General features: G+C 52.2%; 20 protein-coding genes and 1 pseudogene. 14 read left to right on the forward strand and 7 right to left on the reverse strand.

Features of this window, described 5'->3' with window-relative positions:
* Positions 1-283: 283 nt before the first annotated feature.
* A complete protein-coding gene (locus FDW96_RS04085) occupies positions 284-1804 on the forward strand; it encodes a PAS domain-containing methyl-accepting chemotaxis protein (protein ID WP_137365243.1) in 1521 nt (506 codons plus the stop codon).
* A gap of 52 nt (positions 1805-1856) precedes the next feature.
* Here FDW96_RS04085 and FDW96_RS04090 read toward each other — a convergent pair whose 3' ends face one another.
* The gene (locus tag FDW96_RS04090) at positions 1857-2537 is read right to left on the reverse strand and encodes a PadR family transcriptional regulator (RefSeq protein ID WP_162267385.1); all 681 of its coding nucleotides are present in this window, start codon (positions 2535-2537) and stop codon (positions 1857-1859) included.
* Between the two features lie 236 nt (positions 2538-2773).
* On the opposite strand from FDW96_RS04090, the gene FDW96_RS04095 reads away from it, so the two are divergent.
* Entirely contained in the window at positions 2774-3547 is a 774-nt protein-coding gene (locus FDW96_RS04095; protein WP_137365244.1) for a siderophore-interacting protein, read from the forward strand.
* Here FDW96_RS04095 and FDW96_RS04100 read toward each other — a convergent pair whose 3' ends face one another.
* The gene (locus FDW96_RS04100) at positions 3548-4396 is read right to left on the reverse strand and encodes an AraC family transcriptional regulator (protein WP_137365245.1); all 849 of its coding nucleotides are present in this window, start codon (positions 4394-4396) and stop codon (positions 3548-3550) included.
* Between the two features lie 66 nt (positions 4397-4462).
* Here FDW96_RS04100 and cfa point away from each other — a divergent pair, with 66 nt between their 5' ends.
* Positions 4463-5617, forward strand: a complete 1155-nt coding sequence (cfa, locus tag FDW96_RS04105) for a cyclopropane fatty acyl phospholipid synthase (protein ID WP_079225968.1) — start codon at positions 4463-4465, stop codon at positions 5615-5617.
* 40 nt (positions 5618-5657) lie between these two features.
* Here the strand turns inward: cfa and FDW96_RS04110 are convergent, their stop codons facing one another.
* Positions 5658-7316, reverse strand: coding sequence for a glycerone kinase (locus FDW96_RS04110; protein ID WP_079225969.1), 1659 nt, complete (start codon positions 7314-7316; stop codon positions 5658-5660).
* Positions 7317-7876: 560 nt separating this feature from the next.
* Between FDW96_RS04110 and FDW96_RS04120 the strand changes: the two genes are divergently transcribed.
* Complete coding sequence (locus FDW96_RS04120; protein ID WP_007372185.1) at positions 7877-8974, forward strand: glycerol dehydrogenase; 1098 nt, start codon at positions 7877-7879, stop codon at positions 8972-8974.
* An 89-nt stretch (positions 8975-9063) separates the two neighbouring features.
* Entirely contained in the window at positions 9064-10989 is a 1926-nt protein-coding gene (gene dhaR, locus FDW96_RS04125; RefSeq protein ID WP_137365246.1) for a dihydroxyacetone kinase operon transcriptional regulator DhaR, read from the forward strand.
* Here the strand turns inward: dhaR and FDW96_RS04130 are convergent.
* Genes FDW96_RS04130 through FDW96_RS04145 form a run of 4 tightly spaced genes read right to left on the reverse strand, consistent with a single transcriptional unit; the run spans position 10967 to position 13482 of the window.
* Positions 10967-11497 carry a cob(I)yrinic acid a,c-diamide adenosyltransferase gene (locus FDW96_RS04130; protein ID WP_137365247.1) on the reverse strand — a complete coding sequence of 177 codons (531 nt, stop codon included), beginning with the start codon at positions 11495-11497 and terminating at the stop codon, positions 10967-10969. The genes dhaR and FDW96_RS04130 overlap by 23 nt on opposite strands.
* A complete protein-coding gene (locus FDW96_RS04135; protein WP_137349723.1) occupies positions 11498-11851 on the reverse strand; it encodes a glycerol dehydratase reactivase beta/small subunit family protein in 354 nt (117 codons plus the stop codon).
* A 16-nt stretch (positions 11852-11867) separates the two neighbouring features.
* Positions 11868-13031, reverse strand: a complete 1164-nt coding sequence (gene dhaT, locus FDW96_RS04140; RefSeq protein ID WP_137365248.1) for a 1,3-propanediol dehydrogenase — start codon at positions 13029-13031, stop codon at positions 11868-11870.
* Positions 13032-13053: 22 nt separating this feature from the next.
* Entirely contained in the window at positions 13054-13482 is a 429-nt protein-coding gene (locus FDW96_RS04145; RefSeq protein ID WP_007372190.1) for a heme-binding protein, read from the reverse strand.
* Between the two features lie 392 nt (positions 13483-13874).
* On the opposite strand from FDW96_RS04145, the gene FDW96_RS04150 reads away from it, so the two are divergent.
* The 9 genes and pseudogenes from FDW96_RS04150 (at position 13875) to FDW96_RS04180 (ending at position 22533) form a co-directional block, all read left to right on the forward strand.
* Positions 13875-15542 (forward strand): propanediol/glycerol family dehydratase large subunit, encoded by a 1668-nt coding sequence (locus FDW96_RS04150; RefSeq protein WP_137365249.1) that lies wholly within the window; start codon positions 13875-13877, stop codon positions 15540-15542.
* Positions 15543-15553: 11 nt separating this feature from the next.
* Entirely contained in the window at positions 15554-16138 is a 585-nt protein-coding gene (locus FDW96_RS04155) for a propanediol/glycerol family dehydratase medium subunit (protein ID WP_137365250.1), read from the forward strand.
* Between the two features lie 2 nt (positions 16139-16140).
* Entirely contained in the window at positions 16141-16569 is a 429-nt protein-coding gene (locus FDW96_RS04160) for a diol dehydratase small subunit (RefSeq protein WP_137365251.1), read from the forward strand.
* 10 nt (positions 16570-16579) lie between these two features.
* Positions 16580-18394 (forward strand): diol dehydratase reactivase subunit alpha, encoded by a 1815-nt coding sequence (locus FDW96_RS04165; RefSeq protein ID WP_137365252.1) that lies wholly within the window; start codon positions 16580-16582, stop codon positions 18392-18394.
* A gap of 109 nt (positions 18395-18503) precedes the next feature.
* Entirely contained in the window at positions 18504-18827 is a 324-nt protein-coding gene (locus FDW96_RS04170) for a DUF1889 family protein (protein WP_137365253.1), read from the forward strand.
* 197 nt (positions 18828-19024) lie between these two features.
* Positions 19025-19191: pseudogene (locus tag FDW96_RS25555) on the forward strand (cell filamentation protein Fic); the annotation flags it as partial.
* A gap of 311 nt (positions 19192-19502) precedes the next feature.
* Positions 19503-19631, forward strand: a complete 129-nt coding sequence (locus FDW96_RS25515; protein ID WP_256372417.1) for a hypothetical protein — start codon at positions 19503-19505, stop codon at positions 19629-19631.
* Positions 19632-20287: 656 nt separating this feature from the next.
* The gene (locus tag FDW96_RS04175) at positions 20288-20773 is read left to right on the forward strand and encodes a hypothetical protein (RefSeq protein ID WP_137349730.1); all 486 of its coding nucleotides are present in this window, start codon (positions 20288-20290) and stop codon (positions 20771-20773) included.
* 452 nt (positions 20774-21225) lie between these two features.
* On the forward strand, positions 21226-22533 hold the full coding sequence (locus tag FDW96_RS04180; RefSeq protein ID WP_023331342.1) for a site-specific integrase: 1308 nt from the start codon (positions 21226-21228) through the stop codon (positions 22531-22533).
* Positions 22534-22816 lie beyond the last annotated feature (283 nt).

Consider the following 22816-nt stretch of genomic DNA (forward strand, 5'->3'; position numbering starts at 1 on the left):
GGCATTTTGCCCAGATTTGGCACCTGAAAACAGATCGAATAAACGCGTATTTGCGCTAAAAATGGGCAATGTTTGCACTGTCACGGTGCGGGAGAAGACGTGCAATTGAATAGTTACCTAATGAAAGTATTTTAAATCAACGAATTAGAATGCGTACAGATTTTGAGGTTTAATCGCAAATTGCGATCTAAATCAAATTTAACAACTAAAGATAAAAACATTATCGCCGAAATAACATAAGCCGAAAGAGTTAACAACCAGATAACCTGCACAGGACGCAACCATGTCTGCTCATCCCTACGTTAGTCAGCAAAATACACCGCTGGATGATGATATCACCCTCATGTCCACCACCGACTTACAAAGCTATATCACTCATGCTAACGATACCTTTGTCCAGGTCAGCGGCTATCAACTGAATGAATTGCTCGATAAGCCGCACAACCTGGTTCGTCATCCGGACATGCCAAAAGCGGCATTCGCGGATATGTGGTACACCCTCAAACAGGGTGAGCCGTGGAGCGGCATTGTGAAAAACCGGCGTAAGAATGGCGATCACTACTGGGTGAGGGCCAACGCGGTGCCGATGGTGCGGGAAGGGCGAGTGACCGGGTATATGTCGATTCGCACCCGGGCAACTGACGAAGAGATTGCGGCAGTAGAGCCTTTATATAAGGCGCTGAATGAAGGACGTTGCAACCGACGTATTCATAAAGGTTTGGTGGTACGCAAAGGCTGGCTGGGTAAACTCCCGGCACTGCCGATTCGCTGGCGGGTACGCAGCGTGATGGCATTGATGTTTGTCGTACTGGCGACCGCATTGCAGCAAATGGGCGCCGAATGGCCGATACTGTTGATGAGTGCGTTGGTAATGCTGCTGGGGACGGCTATTTTCGAATGGCAAATTGTGCGTCCCATCGAGAATGTCGCGCGTCAGGCGTTGAAAGTGGCGACCGGTGAGCGCAACAGCGTGTCGCATCTTAACCGCTGCGATGAACTGGGCTTGATGCTGCGAGCGGTGGGGCAACTGGGGTTAATGTGCCGTTGGCTCATCCATGATGTCTCCAGCCAGGTGAGTTGTGTGCGCAGCGACAGCGAAACGCTGGCGAAAGGCAGTGATGATTTAAACAAGCATACGCAGCAGACCGTAGAGAATGTGCAGGAAACGGTGGCCACCATGAATCAGATGGCGGCGTCGGTGAAACAAAACTCTGAGACCGCCGCCGCAGCCGATAAACTCTCGATTGCTGCCAGCAGCGCGGCAACGCACGGCGGCGAGGCGATGGATACCGTCATCAAAACCATGGATGATATTGCCAACAGCACTCAGCGGATCGGCACCATTACCACGCTGATTAACGATATTGCTTTCCAGACCAATATTCTGGCTTTGAACGCCGCCGTTGAAGCCGCGAGGGCGGGCGAGCAGGGCAAAGGCTTCGCCGTAGTGGCGGGAGAAGTGCGTCATCTTGCCAGTCGTAGCGCCAGTGCAGCCAATGATATTCGCAAGCTGATTGATGCCAGCGCCGATAAGGTGCAGTCCGGCTCCGATCAGGTGCACGCCGCGGGGCGCACGATGGACGATATTGTGGCGCAGGTGCAAAACGTCACTCAGTTGATCGCCCAAATCAGCCACTCAACGCTGGAACAGTCCGATGGTCTTTCCAGCCTGACTCGTGCGGTGAATGAATTGAGTAGCATCACGCAGAAAAACGCCGAACTGGTTGAAGAGAGTGCCCAGATTTCCGCGATGGTGAAACATCGCGCGGGTCGTCTGGAAGATGCGGTTACGGTGCTGCATTAATCTTAACCACAGCAGGCGCAACGCCGGACACGGGTTCCGCCTGCTGCGCAGATTAATCTAACTGAGTAATGTCCAGCGCGGCGCGATCGATAATACCAATGATTTTTTTGATCTGCGCCTCGCTGGTATCACCATGATTGACGCGTAGGTCCAGCACAGCTTTGAAGTTCTCCAGCGCGCGTTTCATCTGTGGATTTTTACGTAATTCAAAACCCACACAGCGGGCTTTAATACGTTCGTGGATATGTTCCAGATGTTCGCGGTTCTCATCCAGCCACTGCAGACCTTGAGTCGTGATGGCAATTTGCTTACGCCCGCCTTCCTCGTCGCTGATGGCGATCAGGGCCTGATCCTGCAACAGATCCAGCGTCGGATAGATAACGCCCGGGCTCGGGGTGTAGTTACCCTGGGTCAGGGTTTCAATCGCTTTAATCAGTTCATAGCCGTGGCTGGCGTCGCGGGTCAGGATATCCAGAATCACCAGGCGCAATTCGCCGTGACCGAAGAAGCGCTGGCGACGACCACCACCTCCGCCGCGACCGTGGCGGCGTCCGCAACCCTGTTCGTGGTGATGTTCCTGGTGACAGCCTGCGTGGCGATGCTCTTCACTTTTGCAGCAGCCTGCATGGTGCTCACTGTGGCGGCTTTCGTGGTGATGTCCTTCACCCTTGCAGCAGCCTTCGTGTTGGTGCTCTGTATGTTTACAGCAACCTTCATGATGGTTTTGCATCATCGTCTCCTGATGTTATTTAGATATATCTAATTTATATCTAAAGTTTATCGGCTTGCAAGTCTATAAAATAATTTTTGTTTAATTTGATGATTATTAATGGTTTTCATGGATTGCTGATCGCTGTTTAATCACAAGCTGACTATATCAAAAAAGTGCTTGCAATCTTTTTGATTAGCAATCATTATCATTTAAAAATAAATTTAGATATATCGTATTATCTTCACGAAGGCGAAAAAATGACAAAAAACACCTCACGCTACCCACAGCGCGTTCGCAATGAACTGCGCTTCCGTGAACTTACCGTCCTGCGCGTAGAACGTATTAGCGCGGGTTTTCAGCGCATCGTACTGGGCGGTGACGCGCTGGACGGTTTTAGCTCGCACGGTTTTGATGACCATACCAAGGTCTTTTTCCCGGAGCCGGGCAGCCATTTTGTGCCGCCTGTTGTCACCGATGAAGGCATTGTCTGGGCTGACGGCGTACGTCCGCTCTCCCGTGACTACACGCCGTTGTATGACGAAGCGCGCCATGAGCTGGCGCTGGATTTTTATATTCATGACGGTGGCGTGGCGAGCACATGGGCGATGAATGCTCGTGAGGGTGACAAGCTGACGATCGGTGGACCGCGCGGTTCTTTGGTGGTGCCAGAGGATTATGCGTATCAGGTTTACGTGTGTGATGAATCAGGAATGCCCGCGCTGCGCCGACGGCTGGAGTCGCTCAGCCGTTTAGCGGTACGCCCGAACGTAACGGCGCTGGTAAGCGTGCAGGATGCGGCGTATCAGGACTATTTTGCCCATCTCGACGAGTTTACTATTCAGTGGGTTATCGGCCATGACGAACAGGTGGTGAACGAACATTTATCGCGGCTGAACGTGCCCGCAGACGATTATTTCATCTGGATTACCGGCGAAGGCAAGGCGGTAAAAAACCTCAGCGTTCGCTTTGAAACCGAGGCGTTCGATCAGCAACTGGTGCGCGCAACGGCTTACTGGCATCAACGCCGTTAATCAGTAATTCGATGGCGGCACGCCAAACGCCTGGCGAAATGCATAGCTAAATGCCGCGGTGCTGGAATACCCCACATCCAGCGCCACGGCAGTTACGCTTTTATTTTTTTTCAGCATTAATACCGATTCCAGAATACGCATTTTTTGCTTCCAGACGCTGAAGGGCAATCCGGTTTCTTTTTTGAAATGGCGTGAAAAGGTACGGGCTGACATGCCCAGATGCTGTGCCCAGTATTCAACCGAATGCTCCAGGGCCGGGGATTCCTGAATTGTCCGGCACACTTTGGTTAATTCGCGATCGTGTGGCCAGGGTAATACAAAAGCGACTTCCGGGAGCTGCAGAATAATATCGACCAGAACACTAACCAGCTTACCCTCTTTTGACTGGCTATCATAATGGCCCGAAATTAAATTGGTGGCGTAATGAATAAACTCTCTGGCGAAATCACTGATCGCCACCACTTTACATTCATTGATGCTCTCTTCAAGAAAACCCGGCTTAATATCCAGATTCTCTAAATACACATCATCCAGTGCCCAGACCGCATGCTCGGTATTATTGGGGATCCAGATGCCATAATGCGCTGGAATTATCCAGCATTTGCCGGCGACATCAATTCGCATGCTGCCTTTACGGGCGAAATGAAACTGCATAAAAGAGTGCGAATGCAGCGGAACATGATGGTTGGCTTCCAGGACATAAGAACGGAAGTACACGTCCTGCGGCAGCTCCGTAATGGAGTTATCGGGAAATGAATTCCACTGTTTTTGCGCGAGAGTCTCCATAAATAAATCGTCAATGCTCCCGGTGATGTGTCCGCTATTCGATAGATCTTGTCCGCAGATCATAATACATGCATTCAGTTTTCCATAATAATCTTGCGTAACGATTTTTAGCCCACTTTGGTAAATACCATGAACACGCTTTGTTCAGATGCTGTCATCGTCAATGAAACAAATGATAACTGGACCCGAATGGGGAAAGAGCTGCTTTCGCAAGCGGATATCCAGATTAATGGCTCTCGTGCCTGGGATATTCAGCTTCATCATGCCGGTTTCTTTAAGCGGGTACTGCAACAAGGCTCGTTAGGGCTGGGTGAAAGCTATATGGAAGGCTGGTGGGACTGCGAGCGGCTCGATATTCTGTTCTGCAAAATTCTCAAAGCAAAACTCGACCAGCAAATGCCGGGCAACCTGAAAGATATTTTACGCATTGCCAGCGCCCGCCTGTTTAATTTGCAGTCGCGGAGCCGCGCGTGGATTGTCGGTAAAGAGCATTATGATATTGGGAACGATCTTTTTGCGCTGATGCTGGATCCGCACATGCAATATTCCTGTGGTTACTGGAAAGACGCCACCACATTAGACGAAGCGCAAAATGCCAAATTGAAAATGATTTGTGAGAAGCTACAACTCAAACCGGGTATGCGTTTACTCGATATCGGTTGTGGCTGGGGCGGACTGGCGGAATATGCAGCGCGTCATTATGGCGTGGCGGTCGAAGGCGTCACTATCTCTAAAGAGCAGCAGAAAATGGCTCAACAGCGCTGTGAAGGGCTGGACGTTAACATTCTGCTGCAGGATTATCGTGACCTCGATAAACACTACGATCGCATTGTTTCCGTGGGGATGTTCGAACACGTCGGGCCGAAAAACTACGACACCTATTTCAGCATCGCCGACCGTTGTTTAAAACCGGACGGGCTGTTCCTGCTGCATACCATTGGCAGCAACAAAAAGGGGATGAGCGTCGATCCGTGGATCAATAAATACATTTTCCCGAACGGTTGCTTACCGGCGATTTCGCATATTGCCGAGGCCAGCGAATCACGGTTTGTGATGGAGGACTGGCATAACTTTGGCAGCGATTACGATAAAACGCTGATGGCCTGGCATGAGCGCTTTAATCAGGCCTGGCCGGAGCTGTCTTCACGTTACTCCGCCACCTTCAGAAGAATGTTTAATTACTATTTATGCGCCTGCGCTGGGGCTTTCCGCGCCAGAGATATTGAGCTTTGGCAGGTACTGTTTAGTCGCGGCGTAGAGGGCGGCATCCGCGTTTATCGTTAACGTTCTGCCTGATGCGCGAAGCGCATCAGGCATTTATGACTTAACCCAATTCACTCTCTGCCAGCGCTTTAAATACCATTGCGACGGCATGCGCGCCGGGGTCCATATTACCCAACAAGCTTTCGCTGCTCAGATACGATGCGCGACCTGCATTGGCTTTGCTCGACAGGCAGGTTCGTTCGGCTCCGGCTTGCGCGGCGTCAAAAGCGGCATTCAGGTTGTGCGGCTGCGCCAGCAGTGAGGTCAGTGCGGGTTGCAGGGCATCTATCATTGTGCGATCGCCTTCGTCTGCGCCGCCGTAGAACTTCATCTGCGCCAGACCTGTATTCAGCGCTTCGGCAACGTTAGCTCCCTGCTCCAGTTTCTGCCCGGCGGCAGTAAAGAAAATAGACATCAGCACGCCGCTGGAACCGCCCATCACCACGGTCAGACGTTCGCCAATCAACGCGAACAGCGTGGCAAGGTCATCCAGCGGAAGCTGCTGACGCTGCAGCAGACTGGCAATTTCACGCGCGCCGGCGGCAAAGGTTGAACCCGTATCGCCATCGCCGACTTTGGCATCCAGCGCGTTGAGATGTGCTTCCAGACCGGAAAGCGTTCCGGTGATAAGCTCCACAATCCCGGCGACCAGCGCGTTGGCAGAGGGCTGGAATTCCACGCGCGCGCTGCGCTGGGATGATGGCGCGTAGCTGATTTCACGCGGTGGGACGGGAGTCGGCCAGTTGCTGGTTTCCACTTCGGTCAGCAGCGCTTTTTCGATGCTCTCTTCGAGCACGATGGCCGTCAGTGAGAATCCTTTCATATCCAACGCGGTGACCAGCGAGGCCGGACCAATCAGCCAGTCGATACGCGGGTACAGCGGACTGCTTGCCAGTTCGCGGGTGATAATAGCCATTTCCGCAACGGACACGCCGCCAAGATTGTTAATCATCACCGCCACTCTGCCGGTTTCAGGCAGGGCCGTCAGCAGTTTATCCACCATCAGATTCACCACCTGCGCACTGTTTTGCGTATCGATAACCGAGGCTCCCGGTTCGCCGTGAATCCCCATGCCCAGCTCTGCATGACCCGGATGATGGCGCGGCGCGGCGTCGGTTTCTTGCGGCAGATGGCAGCTGGAAAGCGCAACACCCAGGCTGAAGGTGTTGTTGGCTGCGTACTGCGCTTCACGCAGGACGGTGGCGAGGTTGTAGCCGCGTTCAGCGAAATAGCCGGCGATTTTATGCACCAGGATGGTTCCCGCAATGCCACGCGGATGTTTGTTATCCGGCAGGGAGATATCGTCACCGACTATCAGCATTTCAACGTTGTAGCCCAGGCGTCGCGCTTTCTCGGCGGCGAGACCGAAATTAAGACGGTCACCAGTGTAGTTCTTCACGATCAACAGACAGCCAGCCTCACCGGTCACTGCCTGAATAGCGGTCAGTACCGCATCCACGCTCGGGGAGGCGAACACGTCGCCGCAGACCGCCGCGGTCAGCATTCCTTTGCCGATAAACCCAACGTGCGCGGGTTCGTGTCCTGAACCGCCGCCGGAGATCACCGCCACGTTATTTTTGTTAAGGTCGCGGCGAACCACGATGCGAATGGCCGGATCGCTCTCCAGACGCGCCAGGTTATTCCACGGGCTGGTGATAATTGTACCGTCGATCACGTCGCTAACGAGATGGGGGCGTTGATTAAAAAAGAATTGAGACATAACGGCTCCTCGAGGTTGAGTGTAAGACAAACCCCCGAATGCATGTTCATGGTGCGGAGGCGATAGAGAGATTCTGGCGAAGTCAGCCTGGAAAAAAACAACGCGAAAATGAGTTTCATTACGAAACGTGATTGCTATTTTTTGTTCCGAAATGAAACTTAATCAGGCGAGAAATCAGCACAATGCGAACCAGCTCGACTTTTTTCTCCTGCGATCAGAGCAGGCCACACGGCGCAGTCAGTCTTTTTTGCGGGGTTTTACGCAGGATGGCGCGTAATTGGAGAAATTTATCATCATGTTTGTCGGTGATTTCGCGGTAAAGGAACGGATCGAGATCGCAAACCTCATTATTTTTGTGGTTAAGTGTTCCAATATGAAACGCATGTCATTTTTATCTGTTCCATATCAGAACAAAATGACGAAAGATTTTTTTGTGCACGCCTCGCCATACAGTTATTACATCGCTCCGGTACGTCCGCTTTCGCCGTCAACATCAGGCTAAACGGGTTAACGCCAGGGCTCACCATGTAAAAACATGTACTTATTTGAGGATGAAAGGAATGCTAAAAGTTATTCAATCTCCAGCCAAATATCTCCAGGGTCCTGACGCTTCTACCTTATTTGGTCAATACGCTAAAAATCTGGCTGACAGCTTTTTCGTGATTGCGGACGACTTCGTGATGAAGCTGGCGGGAGAAAAGGTACTCAATGGTCTGCATAGCCATGACATTAGCTGCCACGCGGAACGCTTCAACGGTGAATGCAGCCATGTTGAAATTAATCGCCTGATTGCCATTCTGAAAAAACACGGTTGCCGCGGCGTGGTTGGGATTGGTGGCGGGAAAACGTTAGATACCGCCAAAGCGATTGGTTATTACCAGAAGCTGCCGGTAGTGGTGATCCCGACCATCGCCTCAACCGATGCGCCAACCAGCGCGCTGTCCGTTATCTATACCGAAGCGGGTGAGTTTGAAGAGTATCTGATCTACCCGAAAAACCCGGATATGGTGGTGATGGATACCGCAATTATTGCCAAAGCGCCGGTACGTCTGCTGGTGGCCGGGATGGGCGATGCGCTCTCGACCTGGTTTGAAGCGAAAGCCTGTTATGACGCTCGGGCGACCAGCATGGCGGGCGGGCAGTCCACCGTGGCGGCGCTGAGCCTGGCGCGCCTGTGCTATGATACCCTGCTGGCGGAAGGCGAAAAGGCACGCTTAGCCGCCCAGGCTGGTGTGGTGACCGATGCGCTGGAACGTATTGTCGAAGCCAACACCTACCTCAGCGGTATCGGTTTTGAAAGCAGCGGACTTGCGGGGGCACATGCCATCCATAACGGCTTTACGATTCTGGAAGAGTGCCACCATCTGTACCACGGTGAAAAAGTCGCCTTTGGTACGCTGGCGCAGCTGGTGCTGCAGAACAGCCCGATGGAAGAGATCGAAACCGTGCTGAATTTCTGTCAGAAAGTGGGCCTGCCGGTAACGTTAGCGGAAATGGGCGTAAAAGATGACATTGATGGCAAGATCATGGCCGTGGCTAAAGCCACCTGCGCAGAAGGTGAAACCATTCACAATATGCCGTTCCCGGTGACGCCTGAAAGCGTACATGCCGCTATTTTGACGGCAGACCTGCTGGGACAGCAGTGGCTGGCGCGTTAATCGGGCATCGGTAAATTTACCCAGCATCTTCTCCCCCTCTGACAGTCTCTGCCGGAGGGGTTGTCTATGGTAAAACAGCGGAAATGGATATGACGGCGCATACGCATAGCATCGGGCAGGAAGTCTCTTCGGTTCTCGCCCAGTCCTGGCATCGTTGCAGCAAGTTCATGCAGCGGGAAACCTGGCAGGCGCCGCATCAGGCGCAAGGGCTGACCTTTGAGTCGATTTGTCGTCGTAAGACGGCGCTGCTCACGATTGCGCAGGCCGCGCTGGAAGATGCCTGGGAGTTTATGGACGGTCGTCCGTGCGCGCTGCTGATTCTGGATGAATCGGCCTGTATTCTCAGCCGTTGCGGCGATCCGCAGACGATAGAACAGCTGGCGGAGCTTGGGTTTCGCGGCGGCAGCTATTGCGCGGAAAGCATTATCGGCAGCTGTGCGCTGTCGCTGGCGACAATGCCGGGCCAGCCGACAAAAACCTCTGGCGCTCAGCACTTTAAACAGGCGCTGCATCCGTGGTCGTTTTGCTCGACGCCAGTGTTCGATAACCATGGGCGTCTGTTTGGCTCCATCTCATTATGCTGTCTGGTAGAGCATGAGTCCGTTTCTGATTTATCCCTGACGCTGGCGATTGCCAGAGAAGTCGGCAATTCATTGCTGACCGACAGCCTGCTGGCAGAATCCAACCGCCATTTGAACCAGATGTACGGGCTGCTGGAGAGCATGGATGATGGCGTGATGGCCTGGAATGAGCAGGGGGTGTTGCAGTTCCTCAATGCGCGCGCGGCGCTGCTTTTGCATCTCGATGCGCAGGCCAGCCAGGGCAAAAACATTCACGACCTGCTCAATATGCCCACGCTGCTGCGTCGGGCAATTAAACATGCCCGCGGTCTGAATCACGTCGAAGTCACTTTTGAAAGCCAGCACCAGTTTGTTGATGCTGTTATCACCCTGAAGCCGATTGTTGAGGAGCAGGGCAACAGCTTTATCCTGCTGCTGCACCCGGTGGAGCAAATGCGTCAGCTGATGACCAGCCAGCTTGGTAAGGTGAGCCACACCTTTGAGCAGATGTCGACGGACGATCCAGAAACCCGACGCTTGATCCATTTTGGTCGCCAGGCGGCAAGGGGGAGTTTCCCGATCCTGCTGTGTGGGGAAGAGGGCGTCGGGAAAGAGTTGCTGAGCCAGGCCATTCACAATGAAAGCGAACGCGCCAGCGGGCCGTATATCGCCGTGAACTGTCAGCTGTATGCCAACAGCGTGCTGGGGCAGGATTTTATGGGCAGTGCGCCCACCGATGATGAAAATGGTCGGTTGAGCCGCCTTGAGCTGGCGAACGGCGGCACGCTGTTTCTGGAGAAAATTGAATATCTGGCGCCGGAGCTGCAATCCGCGCTGCTACAGGTGATCAAGCAGGGGGTGTTAACCCGTCTTGATGCCCGTCGGCTGATTCCGGTGGATGTGAAAGTGATCGCCACCACTACGGTTGATCTCGCTAATTTGGTGGAGCAAAACCGCTTTAGCCGCCAACTGTATTACGCGCTGCACTCTTTTGAGATTGTTATCCCGCCGCTACGAGCGCGGCGTAACAGTATTCCCTCGCTGATTTATACGCGACTGAATAGCCTGAAAAAACGCTTTTCATACAGCCTGAAGATCGACGATGACGCGCTGGCACAACTGGTGGCTTATTCGTGGCCGGGCAATGACTTCGAGCTGAACAGCATTATCGAAAACATCGCCATCAGTAGCGATAACGGGCATATCCGGCTGAGTAATTTACCTGATTATCTGTTTGCCGAGCGTCCCGGTCTGGAGACGGCGTCTTCCCTGCTGCCTGCCAGCCTGACGTTTACCGCTATCGAAAAAGAGGCGATTATCCATGCCGCCCGCGTCACCAGTGGGCGAGTACAGGAGATGTCGCAACTGCTGAATATTGGTCGCACCACCTTGTGGCGTAAGATGAAGCAGTACGACATCGACGCCAGCCAGTTTAAGCGTAAACATCTGGAGTAGTTTCTTCGATTCTGGCCATGGAGAACAGCGCATCCGACAGCCGGTTGATATAACGCTTGGGTTCATCGCGTAACGTCAGCGTTCTGTCCATCGCGATGAGGATCCGCTCCAGCCGCCGTGCCAGGGTGCGCGCCACGTGTAGCTGTGCCGATGCCAGATTTTTCCCCGGAATGACAAATTCTTTCAGGGGGCCGCTCTGCGCCATATTGCGGTCAATAAGTTGCTCCAGCGCCTGAATATCCTCGGCATTAATCGTCTGCGTTAAGCGGGCGAGACCTTTCTCATCGCTGGCGAGTTCCGCCCCCAGCACAAACAGCATCTTCTGGATGGCATGCAGATCCTGGCGTAATTCTGCCTGGCGCGAGCTGGCATAGCAGACGCCAAGCTGGGAAATCAGTTCATCCACCGTACCGTAGGCGTTAACGCGGATGTCGTCTTTGTCGATACGACTGCCGCCAAACAGCGCGGTCGTGCCTTTATCACCGGTTCGGGTATAGATGCGGTACATTTATTTTATCTCGCTAAAGGGAAGCACTTTGACCAGTTGGCCTGCATTGGCGCCGAGTGTGCGGATGTGGGCTATCCCGGCGGCGATATGCCCGCGGACCAGCGCCCGATCCTCGGGTAGCTGGGCGTGGGTTAGGGCAATATCACCACAGGCGCTGAGGCCGAGACCCACGCGTAGCGTTGAGCTTTTAGCCGCCAGCTTGCTGAGGGCCAGCGCGCAGTCATGCTCGTCGCAACAGATTGTCCGGCAAGGGACGCCTTGCTCTTCCAGCCCCCAGCATAGTTCATCAAGCACGCGCGTATCCTGCCAGCGTGAGTGATAAAACAGATGTACGCCCGGTGATGAAAGTGACATTGCGCCCCCTTATTTATCAGAATGCCTGACGGAAGATCTCGGCAATTTCTTTCTCGTTCCCTTTACGCGGGTTGGAGAAGGCATTGCCGTCTTTCAGCGCCATTTCCGCCATATACGGGAAATCGGCTTCTTTGACGCCCAGCTCGCGCAGATGCTGCGGAATACCGATATCGGCAGAGAGGCGAGCGATGGCGCGAATCGCCAGCTCAGCGGCATCCATGGTGGACAGACCGTCGGTGTTCTCACCCATAAACTCCGCGATGTCGGCAAATTTCTCCGGATTAGCGATCAGGTTATAGCGTGCCACGTGCGGCAGCAGGACGGCGTTTGCTACGCCGTGCGGCATGTCGTACAGACCGCCAAGCTGATGCGCCATCGCGTGAACGTAGCCAAGGTTGGCGTTGTTGAAGGCCATACCCGCCAGCAAAGAGGCATAGGCCATGTTCTCGCGAGCTTTCAGGTTGCTGCCCAGCGCTACGGCCTGGCGTAAGTTGCGGGCGATCAGACGAATTGCCTGGATCGCGGCGGCGTCGGTAACCGGGTTGGCATCTTTTGAAATATAGGCCTCAACGGCGTGGGTCAGGGCGTCCATTCCGGTTGCCGCAGTCAGTGGCGCAGGTTTGCCGAGCATCAGCAGTGGGTCATTGATGGAAACCGACGGCAGGTTGCGCCAGCTGACAATCACAAACTTCACTTTGGTTTTGGTATTGGTCAGCACGCAGTGGCGGGTGACTTCGCTGGCGGTACCGGCGGTGGTATTCACCGCGACGATCGGCGGCAGCGGATTGGTCAGAGTTTCAATCCCGGCATAGCTATAGAGATCGCCTTCGTGCGTCGCTGCGATGCCGATGCCTTTACCGCAGTCATGCGGGCTACCACCGCCGACGGTAACGATGATATCGCATTGCTCTTTACGAAAAACTTCCAGGCCGTCGCGCACGTTGGTGTCTTTAGGGTTTGGCTCGACGCCGTCAAACACCACCACGTCAATACCGGCTTCACTCAGATGTTCGAGGGTTTTATCAACCGCGCCGTCCTTAATGGCTCGCAGACCTTTATCAGTCACCAGCAGCGCTTTTTTACCGCCCAACAGTTTGCAGCGTTCGCCAACGACGGAAATAGCATTCGGGCCAAAAAAGTTCACATTTGGCACCAGGTAATCAAACATACGATAGCTCATAATTTACCTTCTTAGATTTAATTTATAATTCAGAGAAACAATTCAGTGCGGTTTGCGCTAATAACATGTCTTGTTCGACAGTACCGCCACTTACGCCGACAGCACCGATTAATTTATCGTTTAACATGACAGGTAAGCCGCCGCCAAAAATAACAATGCGCTGTTGATTTGTTAGCTGTAAACCATATAGTGACGCACCCGGTTGTACCGCGTCGGTAATTTCATGGGTCCCCTGCCGCAGACAGCAGGCGGTATACGCTTTATTAAGAGAAATATCACAACTGGTGACAAATGCGTCGTCCATGCGTTGCATCAGCAGCGTGTTGCCGCCGCGATCCACCACGGAAAAGACCACCGGCACGTTAATCTCAAGCGCTTTAGCCTCGACGGCCTGCGCCATTTTTTTCGCCGCCGCCAGCGTAATGGTGGCGATTGGTTGGCTCTTATTCACAGTCTCTCCTGAAAATGTTGTAGGGCTGAGGTCACGAAAATATCGCGATACAGCTATTTTTTATCATTGGGTTTGGCTTTATTTTCTCGCCGCGCGTTATTAAGTCAATAGGGTGAAAATTTAAAAAGTATTAATTTAATTTTGTGTGTTGGTGTTTATTGATAATGATCATTTAACTTCGTCACAATTCGCTCCGGATATTCCTGAGAACCGTTTCAATATGGAACGATGAATTTTTATTACGTGCCAAATTGGAACGAAATTAATTTTATTTTTTTATTGCTGTGCTCATTTAGAGTTCGGCCATTGCTGATGAAAGGCGAATGCCGGGTGGTGTGTCCCCGGCAATACGGCCCGGCGTCCCTATTTTTTATCTTTTGAGTCCATAAACTATGAGAAGATCAAAACGATTCGAAGTGCTTGCGAAGCGCCCTGTAAATCAGGATGGGCTGATTGGCGAATGGCCTGAAGAGGGGCTGATCGCCATGGAAAGCCCCTACGATCCGGCTTCGTCGGTGAAGGTAGAGAATGGTCGTATTGTTGAGCTGGACGGCAAGAGCCGCGCCGAGTTCGACATGATTGACCGTTTTATTGCCGACTACGCGATTAACGTGGCTGAAACTGAACGGGCAATGCGGCTCGACGCGCTGGAGATCGCCAGAATGCTGGTAGATATCCACGTCAGCCGGGAAGAGATTGTTGCTATTACCACCGCTATCACCCCGGCGAAAGCGGTGGAGGTGATGGCGCAAATGAACGTGGTGGAAATGATGATGGCGCTGCAAAAAATGCGCGCCAGGCGCACGCCATCCAACCAGTGCCATGTCACTAACCTGAAAGATAACCCGGTACAGATTGCCGCCGATGCGGCTGAAGCGGGGATCCGTGGTTTTTCAGAACAGGAAACCACGGTCGGGATCGCCCGCTATGCGCCGTTTAACGCCCTGGCGCTGCTGGTCGGTTCCCAGTGCGGTCGTCCTGGCGTGCTCACGCAATGTTCCGTTGAGGAGGCGACGGAGCTGGAGCTGGGGATGCGCGGGTTAACCAGCTACGCCGAAACGGTATCGGTATACGGTACAGAGTCGGTGTTTACTGACGGCGATGATACGCCGTGGTCCAAAGCGTTTCTCGCCTCGGCCTATGCGTCTCGCGGGCTGAAAATGCGTTACACCTCTGGCACCGGTTCGGAAGCGCTGATGGGCTATTCCGAGAGTAAATCGATGCTCTATCTGGAGTCGCGCTGCATCTTTATCACCAAAGGCGCGGGCGTACAGGGGCTGCAAAACGGTGCGGTCAGCTGTATTGGCATGACCGGCGCGGTGCCGTCGGGGATCCGCGCGGTGCTGGCGGAAAACCTGATTGCCTCAATGCTCGACCTTGAAGTGGCCTCCGCCAATGACCAGACCTTTTCCCACTCTGATATTCGCCGTACCGCCCGTACCCTGATGCAAATGCTTCCCGGCACCGACTTTATCTTCTCCGGCTATAGCGCCGTACCGAACTACGACAACATGTTTGCCGGGTCGAACTTCGACGCGGAAGACTTCGATGATTACAACATTCTGCAACGCGATCTGAGGGTTGACGGTGGTCTGCGTCCTGTAACCGAAGAAGAAACCATCGCCATCCGCAACAAGGCGGCACGCGCCATTCAGGCGGTGTTCCGCGAACTGGGCCTGCCGCTGATTAGCGATGAGGAAGTTGAGGCCGCCACTTATGCTCACGGCAGCAAAGATATGCCCGCGCGCAATGTGGTGGAAGATCTGGCCGCCGTGGAAGAGATGATGAAGCGCAATATCACCGGGCTGGATATCGTCGGCGCGCTAAGCCGTAGCGGCTTCGAAGATATCGCCAGTAACATTCTCAATATGCTGAGACAGCGCGTCACCGGTGATTACCTGCAAACGTCGGCCATTCTGGATCGCCAGTTTGAGGTGGTAAGCGCCGTTAACGACATTAATGATTATCAGGGACCAGGCACCGGCTATCGCATCTCCGCCGAGCGCTGGGCGGAAATTAAAAATATCGCGGGCGTGGTTCAGCCTGGCTCAATTGAATAAGGTGGTACACCGTGGAATGCACAACTGAACGTAAGCCGGTTTTCACCTTGCAGGTAAGCGAAGGCGAAGCGGCTAAAGCGGACGAACGCGTAGATGAAGTGGTGATTGGCGTCGGTCCGGCCTTTGATAAGCACCAGCACAAGACCCTGATTGATATGCCGCATAAGGCGATTCTTAAAGAGCTGGTGGCGGGGATCGAAGAAGAGGGGCTGCATGCGCGGGTGGTCAGAATTCTGCGCACCTCGGATGTTTCTTTTATGGCATGGGACGCGGCAAACCTTAGCGGTTCCGGCATCGGAATTGGTATCCAGTCGAAGGGAACCACGGTGATTCATCAGCGCGATCTGCTGCCGCTGAGTAACCTTGAACTGTTCTCTCAGGCTCCGCTGCTGACGCTGGAAACCTATCGCCAGATCGGTAAAAACGCCGCGCGCTATGCACGCAAAGAGTCGCCTTCGCCGGTGCCGGTGGTCAATGACCAGATGGTGCGCCCTAAATTTATGGCCAAGGCCGCGCTGTTTCACATCAAAGAAACCAAACATGTGGTGCAGGATGCTGCGCCTGTCACGCTGCATATTGCACTGGTGAGGGAATGACCATGAACGACAACATCATGACCGCGCAGGATTACCCATTAGCCACCCGCTGCCCGGAGAAAATCCAGACGCCTGGCGGGAAACCGTTAACCGACATTACCCTTGAGAATGTGCTGGCAGGCAAGGTCGGGCCGCAGGATGTGCGTATTTCTCAGCAAACGCTGGAGTACCAGGCGCAGATTGCCGAACAGATGCAGCGTCACGCCGTGGCGCGCAATTTCCGTCGCGCGGCGGAACTGATTGCCATCCCGGATGCTCGTATTCTGGAGATCTACAATGCGCTACGTCCGTTTCGTTCTTCATTCGCGGAGCTACAGGCGATTGCCGATGAGCTGGAGCACACCTGGCATGCCACGATGAACGCTGCCTTTGTCCGCGAGTCGGCAGAGGTGTATCAGCAGAGAAACAAGCTGCGTAAAGGCAGCCAGTGACGGAGGACGTATGCCGTTAATCGCCGGGATTGATATCGGCAACGCCACCACCGAAGTGGCGTTGGCACAGCATGGGCAGTTTATCGCCAGCGGGATTGTCGCCACCACGGGCATGAAAGGGACGCGGGACAACATTGCCGGGGTGGTCGCTTCTCTGCAGCAGGCACTGGATAAAACACCGTGGTCGCTTCAGGACGTGGAGAAAATCTGCATCAATGAGGCCGCGCCGGTGATTGGCGATGTGGCGATGGAAACCATCACTGAAACCATCATTACTGAATCGACAATGATTGGCCATAACCCGCAAACGCCGGGTGGCGTCGGCGTGGGGATGGGAACCACCATCAGCGTGGATAAGCTGGCATCACTGAGTGAGGAGCGCTTTGCGCAGGGCTGGATCCCGCTGGTGGGCGAAGAGATCGATTTCCTCGAAGCGGTCTGGCTTATCAATGCGGCGTTGGATCGTGGGATCAACGTGGTGGCGGCGATCCTGAAAAAAGATGATGGCGTGCTGGTGAACAATCGCCTGCGTCGGGCAATGCCGGTGGTCGATGAAGTCACGCTACTGGAGAAGGTGCCGGAAGGTGTGCTGGCGGCGGTGGAAGTGGCGGCCGCAGGGCAGGTGGTGCGGGTATTGTCGAATCCTTACGGTATCGCAACATTTTTTGCCCTGACGCCGGAGGAAACGCAAACCATCGTCCCCATCGCCAGAGCGCTGATTGGTAACCGCTCCGCCGTGGTGCTGAAAACGCCGCAGGGGGATGTGCAGTCGCGAACGATCCCGGCGGGTAAGATTTTTATCCGTGGCGAAAAGCGCGGCGGTGAAGCCGACGTAGCGCAGGGCGCGCAGGCCATTATGCAGGCGATGAGCGCCTGTGCGCCCGTGTGCGATATTCGCGGTGAAGCAGGTACGCACGCGGGCGGGATGCTTGAGCGGGTACGTAAGGTAATGGCCTCGCTGACCGGTCATGACATGGACGCCGTGCATATTCAGGATCTTCTGGCGGTGGATACGTTTATTCCCCGCGCGGTGCAGGGTGGCATTGCCGGGGAATGTTCAATGGAGAACGCCGTTGGCATTGCGGCGATGGTGAAATCCGATCGCTTACAGATGCAGGCTATCGCCAGCGAGCTAAGCGCCCGGTTAAATACCCCAGTTGAAGTCGGTGGTGTGGAAGCCAACATGGCCGTGGCTGGCGCGTTAACGACGCCTGGATGCGCCGCTCCGCTGGCGATCCTCGATTTAGGCGCAGGATCCACCGATGCCGCCATTATTAATAGCGACGGCGTAGTGAAGGCGGTACATCTTGCCGGGGCGGGGAATATGGTCAGCCTGTTGATTCAAACGGAACTGGGCTTAAGCGATCCGTTTTTGGCAGAGGAAATTAAAAAATACCCGCTGGCCAAAGTGGAGAGCCTGTTCAGCATTCGCCACGAGAACGGCGCGGTGGAGTTTTTTCGTGAACCGCTCAGCCCGTCAGTATTTGCCAAAGTGGTGTATCTGAAAGAGGGCGAGCTGATCCCGGTCGATAACCAGACCTCGCTGGAGAAGATTCGTCTGGTGCGCCGTCAGGCCAAAGAGAAAGTCTTTGTGACCAACTGTCTGCGCGCGTTACGTCAGGTCTCGCCCGGTGGCTCGATTCGCGATATCACTTTTGTGGTGCTGGTAGGTGGCTCATCGCTGGATTTTGAAATTCCGCAGATGATCACCGATGCGCTGGCGCAGTACGGCGTTGTCGCCGGGCAGGGTAATATCCGTGGTACTGAAGGCCCGCGCAATGCGGTGGCGACCGGGCTGGTTTTAGCCGGAGAAGCCAAAAAATAGTGCAGAAAACAGCCGCGCAAGCGTTTAGCTGCGGGGTAAGTCAAAGAAAGGCGATGTTCTCTTTGATATCCCGGCGGAGTTGGGTACATAGTATCAAGGTGTCTCTCACGTGGTTAATTTTAAGGATACGAGCATGCCAACAGCAATTGAAAAAGCCTTGGATTTTATTGGTGGTATGAACACTTCGGCGTCAGTACCCCATTCAATGGACGAAAGCACCGCTAAGGGAATTCTAAAGTATTTGCATGACTTAGGTGTGCCAGCGAGTCCGGAAGTTGTGATGGCACGGGGTGAGCAGGAGGGATGGAATCCTGAGTTCACGAAAAAAGTGGCCGGATGGGCAGAAAAAGTCGCCTCCGGTAACCGCATCCTTATCAAAAACCCAGAGTATTTTTCGACCTATATGCAGGAGCAGCTCAAAGAACTCGTGTGAGCTGACTATTGAATAAAACGCTAACGGACGTTTCCATCTAAGGATGGCGGCGTCCAGAAGGGTTACCTTTCGTATGTAACTGCCTTAATCGGCGTGTCTCGTGATACACCTTCTTTGCTCGCCTACTTGTTTTTCTTGGTACTCATTTCACATTTCGATGCAAACAGGCAGAGCGTTATCAGCCTGGTTCAGTTGATTTGGTTTTAGCGAATAAGCTGGATATTACCGAAACTGCTGAAATGGATGCGTTGGAGTCAGGGCTGTTGCTCATGTTGTATGAGCAGTAATTTATCAGACATCAACTGCCTGCAACCTTGATTTTTGGGCATATTCACGAGTGGCACCGTAATGGTTAGATAATGTCTAAGACTGGGCCGGAAAGTTCTGTAACCAAATAGCAACGCGCGGAATGATAAACGGAGCTTGAGGCATTCCTGCTCTTATTTGTTAACTCCATATCAAGTATTGAAACAATTTTTCAAAGCACGAATGGCTAAAGGAATTTGTTTTCACAGGCTTCCATGCTTTTTTCACAATGGATATCTTTTTTGGGTTGCTGAAAAGAAGAAGCTGCCGTAGATTTTCGCAGTTTGTTGTACAAGACTATTACAACAATCAGATAAATATCATTCCTCGCAGAGCCGGGGAATTCTTCCAAAAATGAGATAGCGAAAAATGAAAAAAATTATCCTTGCTGCCGTTCTGGCTGTCGCAGCATTCACTGGCGTGGCTAAAGCTTGCCCGGCAGGCACTCATCCGCATGGCGGTACTGGTAGCCACCATGCAGGCGGTACCTGCTACTAAAACTAATATACTGATTAATTAGATTGCTAACCCACGTTTTCTCGTGGGTCTTTTAATTGTTAGATCCGCAATAGTCGAGATTAAATATAAATTAATTAAGATTGATATCCTGTTAACCGGGTGTGTGATTGTTGTTTATATTTGTGTGATGAGAAATATTTATGCAGCATAGTTATTGATTGATATTGTGATTTTTATTCTTGTATTGTGTTAGTACCGTTTTAATCGATAGGTAGTTGTTTTTATTTTAAATAAGTCTGGCTGAGATAAGATAAATCATAGAGTTAAAGTTCAAATGAATAAAATACCATTATCTGCAATTATCGTAGAGGTTTCTTATTGTGCCAACACTATGTATGAATCATTGGTATACAACCAGCACCACTGTTGCAACGTTTAGCACCGAGACTGTACGTGTCTACCGCTACGGTAATATCGTGACGTACAGGATGAGTAAGTCCAGGGGGCAACGCGGCCAACTGGCAAACCAGATAACCGGCAGTGGCTACAATGCTGAAGAACCTAATAATAGTGATGGATGCAGCATGAGTACAGTTATCCAGCTTATATCTGGAACATAAACCCCAAAAACAATACCGCAAGCGGCAGGAAGTAAATAACCGCTCTACGGTGTAAAACAGACCAAAAGAAAAGTGATGATGAAAGCAAAAAATATAGCCCTTGCAATAGCAGTTTCCATATCTTTCCTGGCGGGTTGCTCGACGACTCCACTTAAACCAGCTATGCAGATGACTGATGCAGAACTTTGTACCACCTACGGTTATTCAATGGCGGCGGGTGATTCAAATCGTATGCTTGAAGTTGGTAATGAAGCACAGAAACGTATGGATGCGCACGGCGGTGTATTGAGTGTACCAAAAGAAACTTGCCAGGCGCTTTCACAGGCTGGTGTTAACCAGCTTTCTCAGGAACAAGCCGAGACCGCGCGATCACAAGCTGCATGGGCGGCAATCGGGCAAATGGGGCAGCAGATGCAAGCCCAGCAAGCGCAACAAGACGCGTATAACAATCAGCAGATGCAGCAGGCAAACCAGCAGATACAGCAGCAACAGCAAATGATGCTGATGCAGCAGCAGACACAAGCTCTTCAGGGCATCAACCGTTCTCTGGGCGGCTGGTAATAATGAACACGTCCACTAAAAAGGTGTTAATCCAGACTTAGTGTAATTTATCAGAGCTAAAGGCTTTCTGATTTAGTCAAGCATTACTCTGATAGTCGTGGCTGGATGACATTTCTGATATCTAAGGTAGAAAGGAATCAAAACCTTACCTGACCCAAATTTGACGCAAAGAAAAAGGGCTTAGATAATTTCTTATCTAAGCCCTTGTTTTATTTGGTGGCCCCTGCTGGACTTGAACCAGCGACCAAGCGATTATGAGTCATATTAATAACGCGTTTCATCTTTGTGCATTTTTCATCGCCATGATTTTATTTTGTTTAATAACATGGTGTTAATTCATTTTCGTTGTTTCATGTTGTGCTGTGTTTTGGCCTTCAGTATCATCCTTACGTCACCCACTACGTCACCTGTAAATGTTCAGGTAACGTAACACCGAAGGACTGAAAAAGGCTATGTCTGATAATTTAACTGTCTCGCTGATAAGCGGCTTAAAGCCGAAGAAAACTGCCTATTATGAGTGGGACAAAAGTGGTGAACGCGGGGCAGGGCGATTAGGGGTGAAAGTTGAGCCATCAGGCCAGAGAGTTTTTTATTATCGCTACTTTTGGCAAGGGAAACGGCAGTTCATTCTGCTAGGGCGGTTCCCGGAGCTGTCACTGGCACAGGCCAGGCAGCAATGTAAAGAGCATGCGGGTCTTCTTAAAGAAGGAAAAGCACCCAAGGCTGAAATCGCGGAACAACTTTTAACTGCCGAACAGCAACAGTATGAAGACCAGCTCAAAGGCAGCATTGAGCAACTCATTTTGGGGTACACCACCAAAATGCGTGAAGACGGTAAACGTACCTGGCAGCAGGTTCTGTACCGGCTGGAAAAAGAAACCTACCCATTTATACCTAAAGCAACAAAAGCACGTGACGTTACACCTGCTCATATCAAACAGATTCTGGCAGCCATTATTAAACGAGGTGCCTCGGTTGAAGCAAACCGTGTCCGCTCTTATCTGATGGCAGCCTTCAACTATGGATTGAAAGCTGACAACGATCCGGCAAACCATCAGCAGAATGTGATGTTTGGTCTTCAGATGAATCCAGTGGGCGTCATACCCAAACAATCCTCAGCGGAGAAGGCAGGGACAAACTGGCTCAAGCTGGATGAGTTGCAGCAGCTGATGGGGGATTTCCCTAAAGCTTCAAAGGTAGGTTCGTTAATTAGCCAATTGCTCAACTTGTGTGTCTACACTGGTGGTCAGCGGCCTCATGAGCTGGTTTCCAGCCGTTGGGATGCTGTTAACTGGGAAGAGAAAACGCTATTGGTAGTGGCGGGTGTGTCGAAAAATAAAAGGGATCATCTGGTGCCCTTGACTGACTCAGCTCTTGAGATACTCGAAAGGTTAAAAGCTGAAAATCTAAATCAGAGTCCTTACATCTTCCCGCAACGAACCAAGCCAGAGCAGCATTTGCGCACAGACAGCTTTGCACAAGCCATCATCTATTACCGGGAACACTTTGCGCTGAGCCCATTTTTTATTGCGCGTGATATTCGACGTACCTGTAAGACCCTGATGGGCGAAGCGGGTATTGCTAAAGACCTGCGTGACCGCATTCAGAACCATGCTCTACAGGATGTGAGTTCTAAACACTACGATCGTTACGATTACCTGGTTGAAAAGCGTAAGGCTCTCGAGATCTGGGAGTCTCGGGTGAATAACCACCAGCAACAGCAGGAAAACAATGTCGTTAACCTGTTTGGGCAGAGATAGAGGCTTAATCGGATCTCTGGATTTGCTGGCGAGGCCGACGTTCTTCGCCAGTGTTCGGTTACGTTTGAGCTGTCGCTCAATTTCTTGCACGGGTTTTCCGGTTTCAATGGCTGTAGAACTGGCAACGGAACGATAGATTTGTGCCGGGGTTACTTGATATGGCGGAACTAATTTTTTCATGATAGTCACTTAAATTAATTGTACCTTTATTATTTGATGCTAAATACAATCAGCGAAAATATTAGAGGTGACGCCATCCCCTCACCTCTAATATAAAAATATC

It is taken from the genome of Citrobacter sp. TBCS-15, assembly GCF_005280815.1.
GTDB lineage: Bacteria > Pseudomonadota > Gammaproteobacteria > Enterobacterales > Enterobacteriaceae > Citrobacter > Citrobacter werkmanii.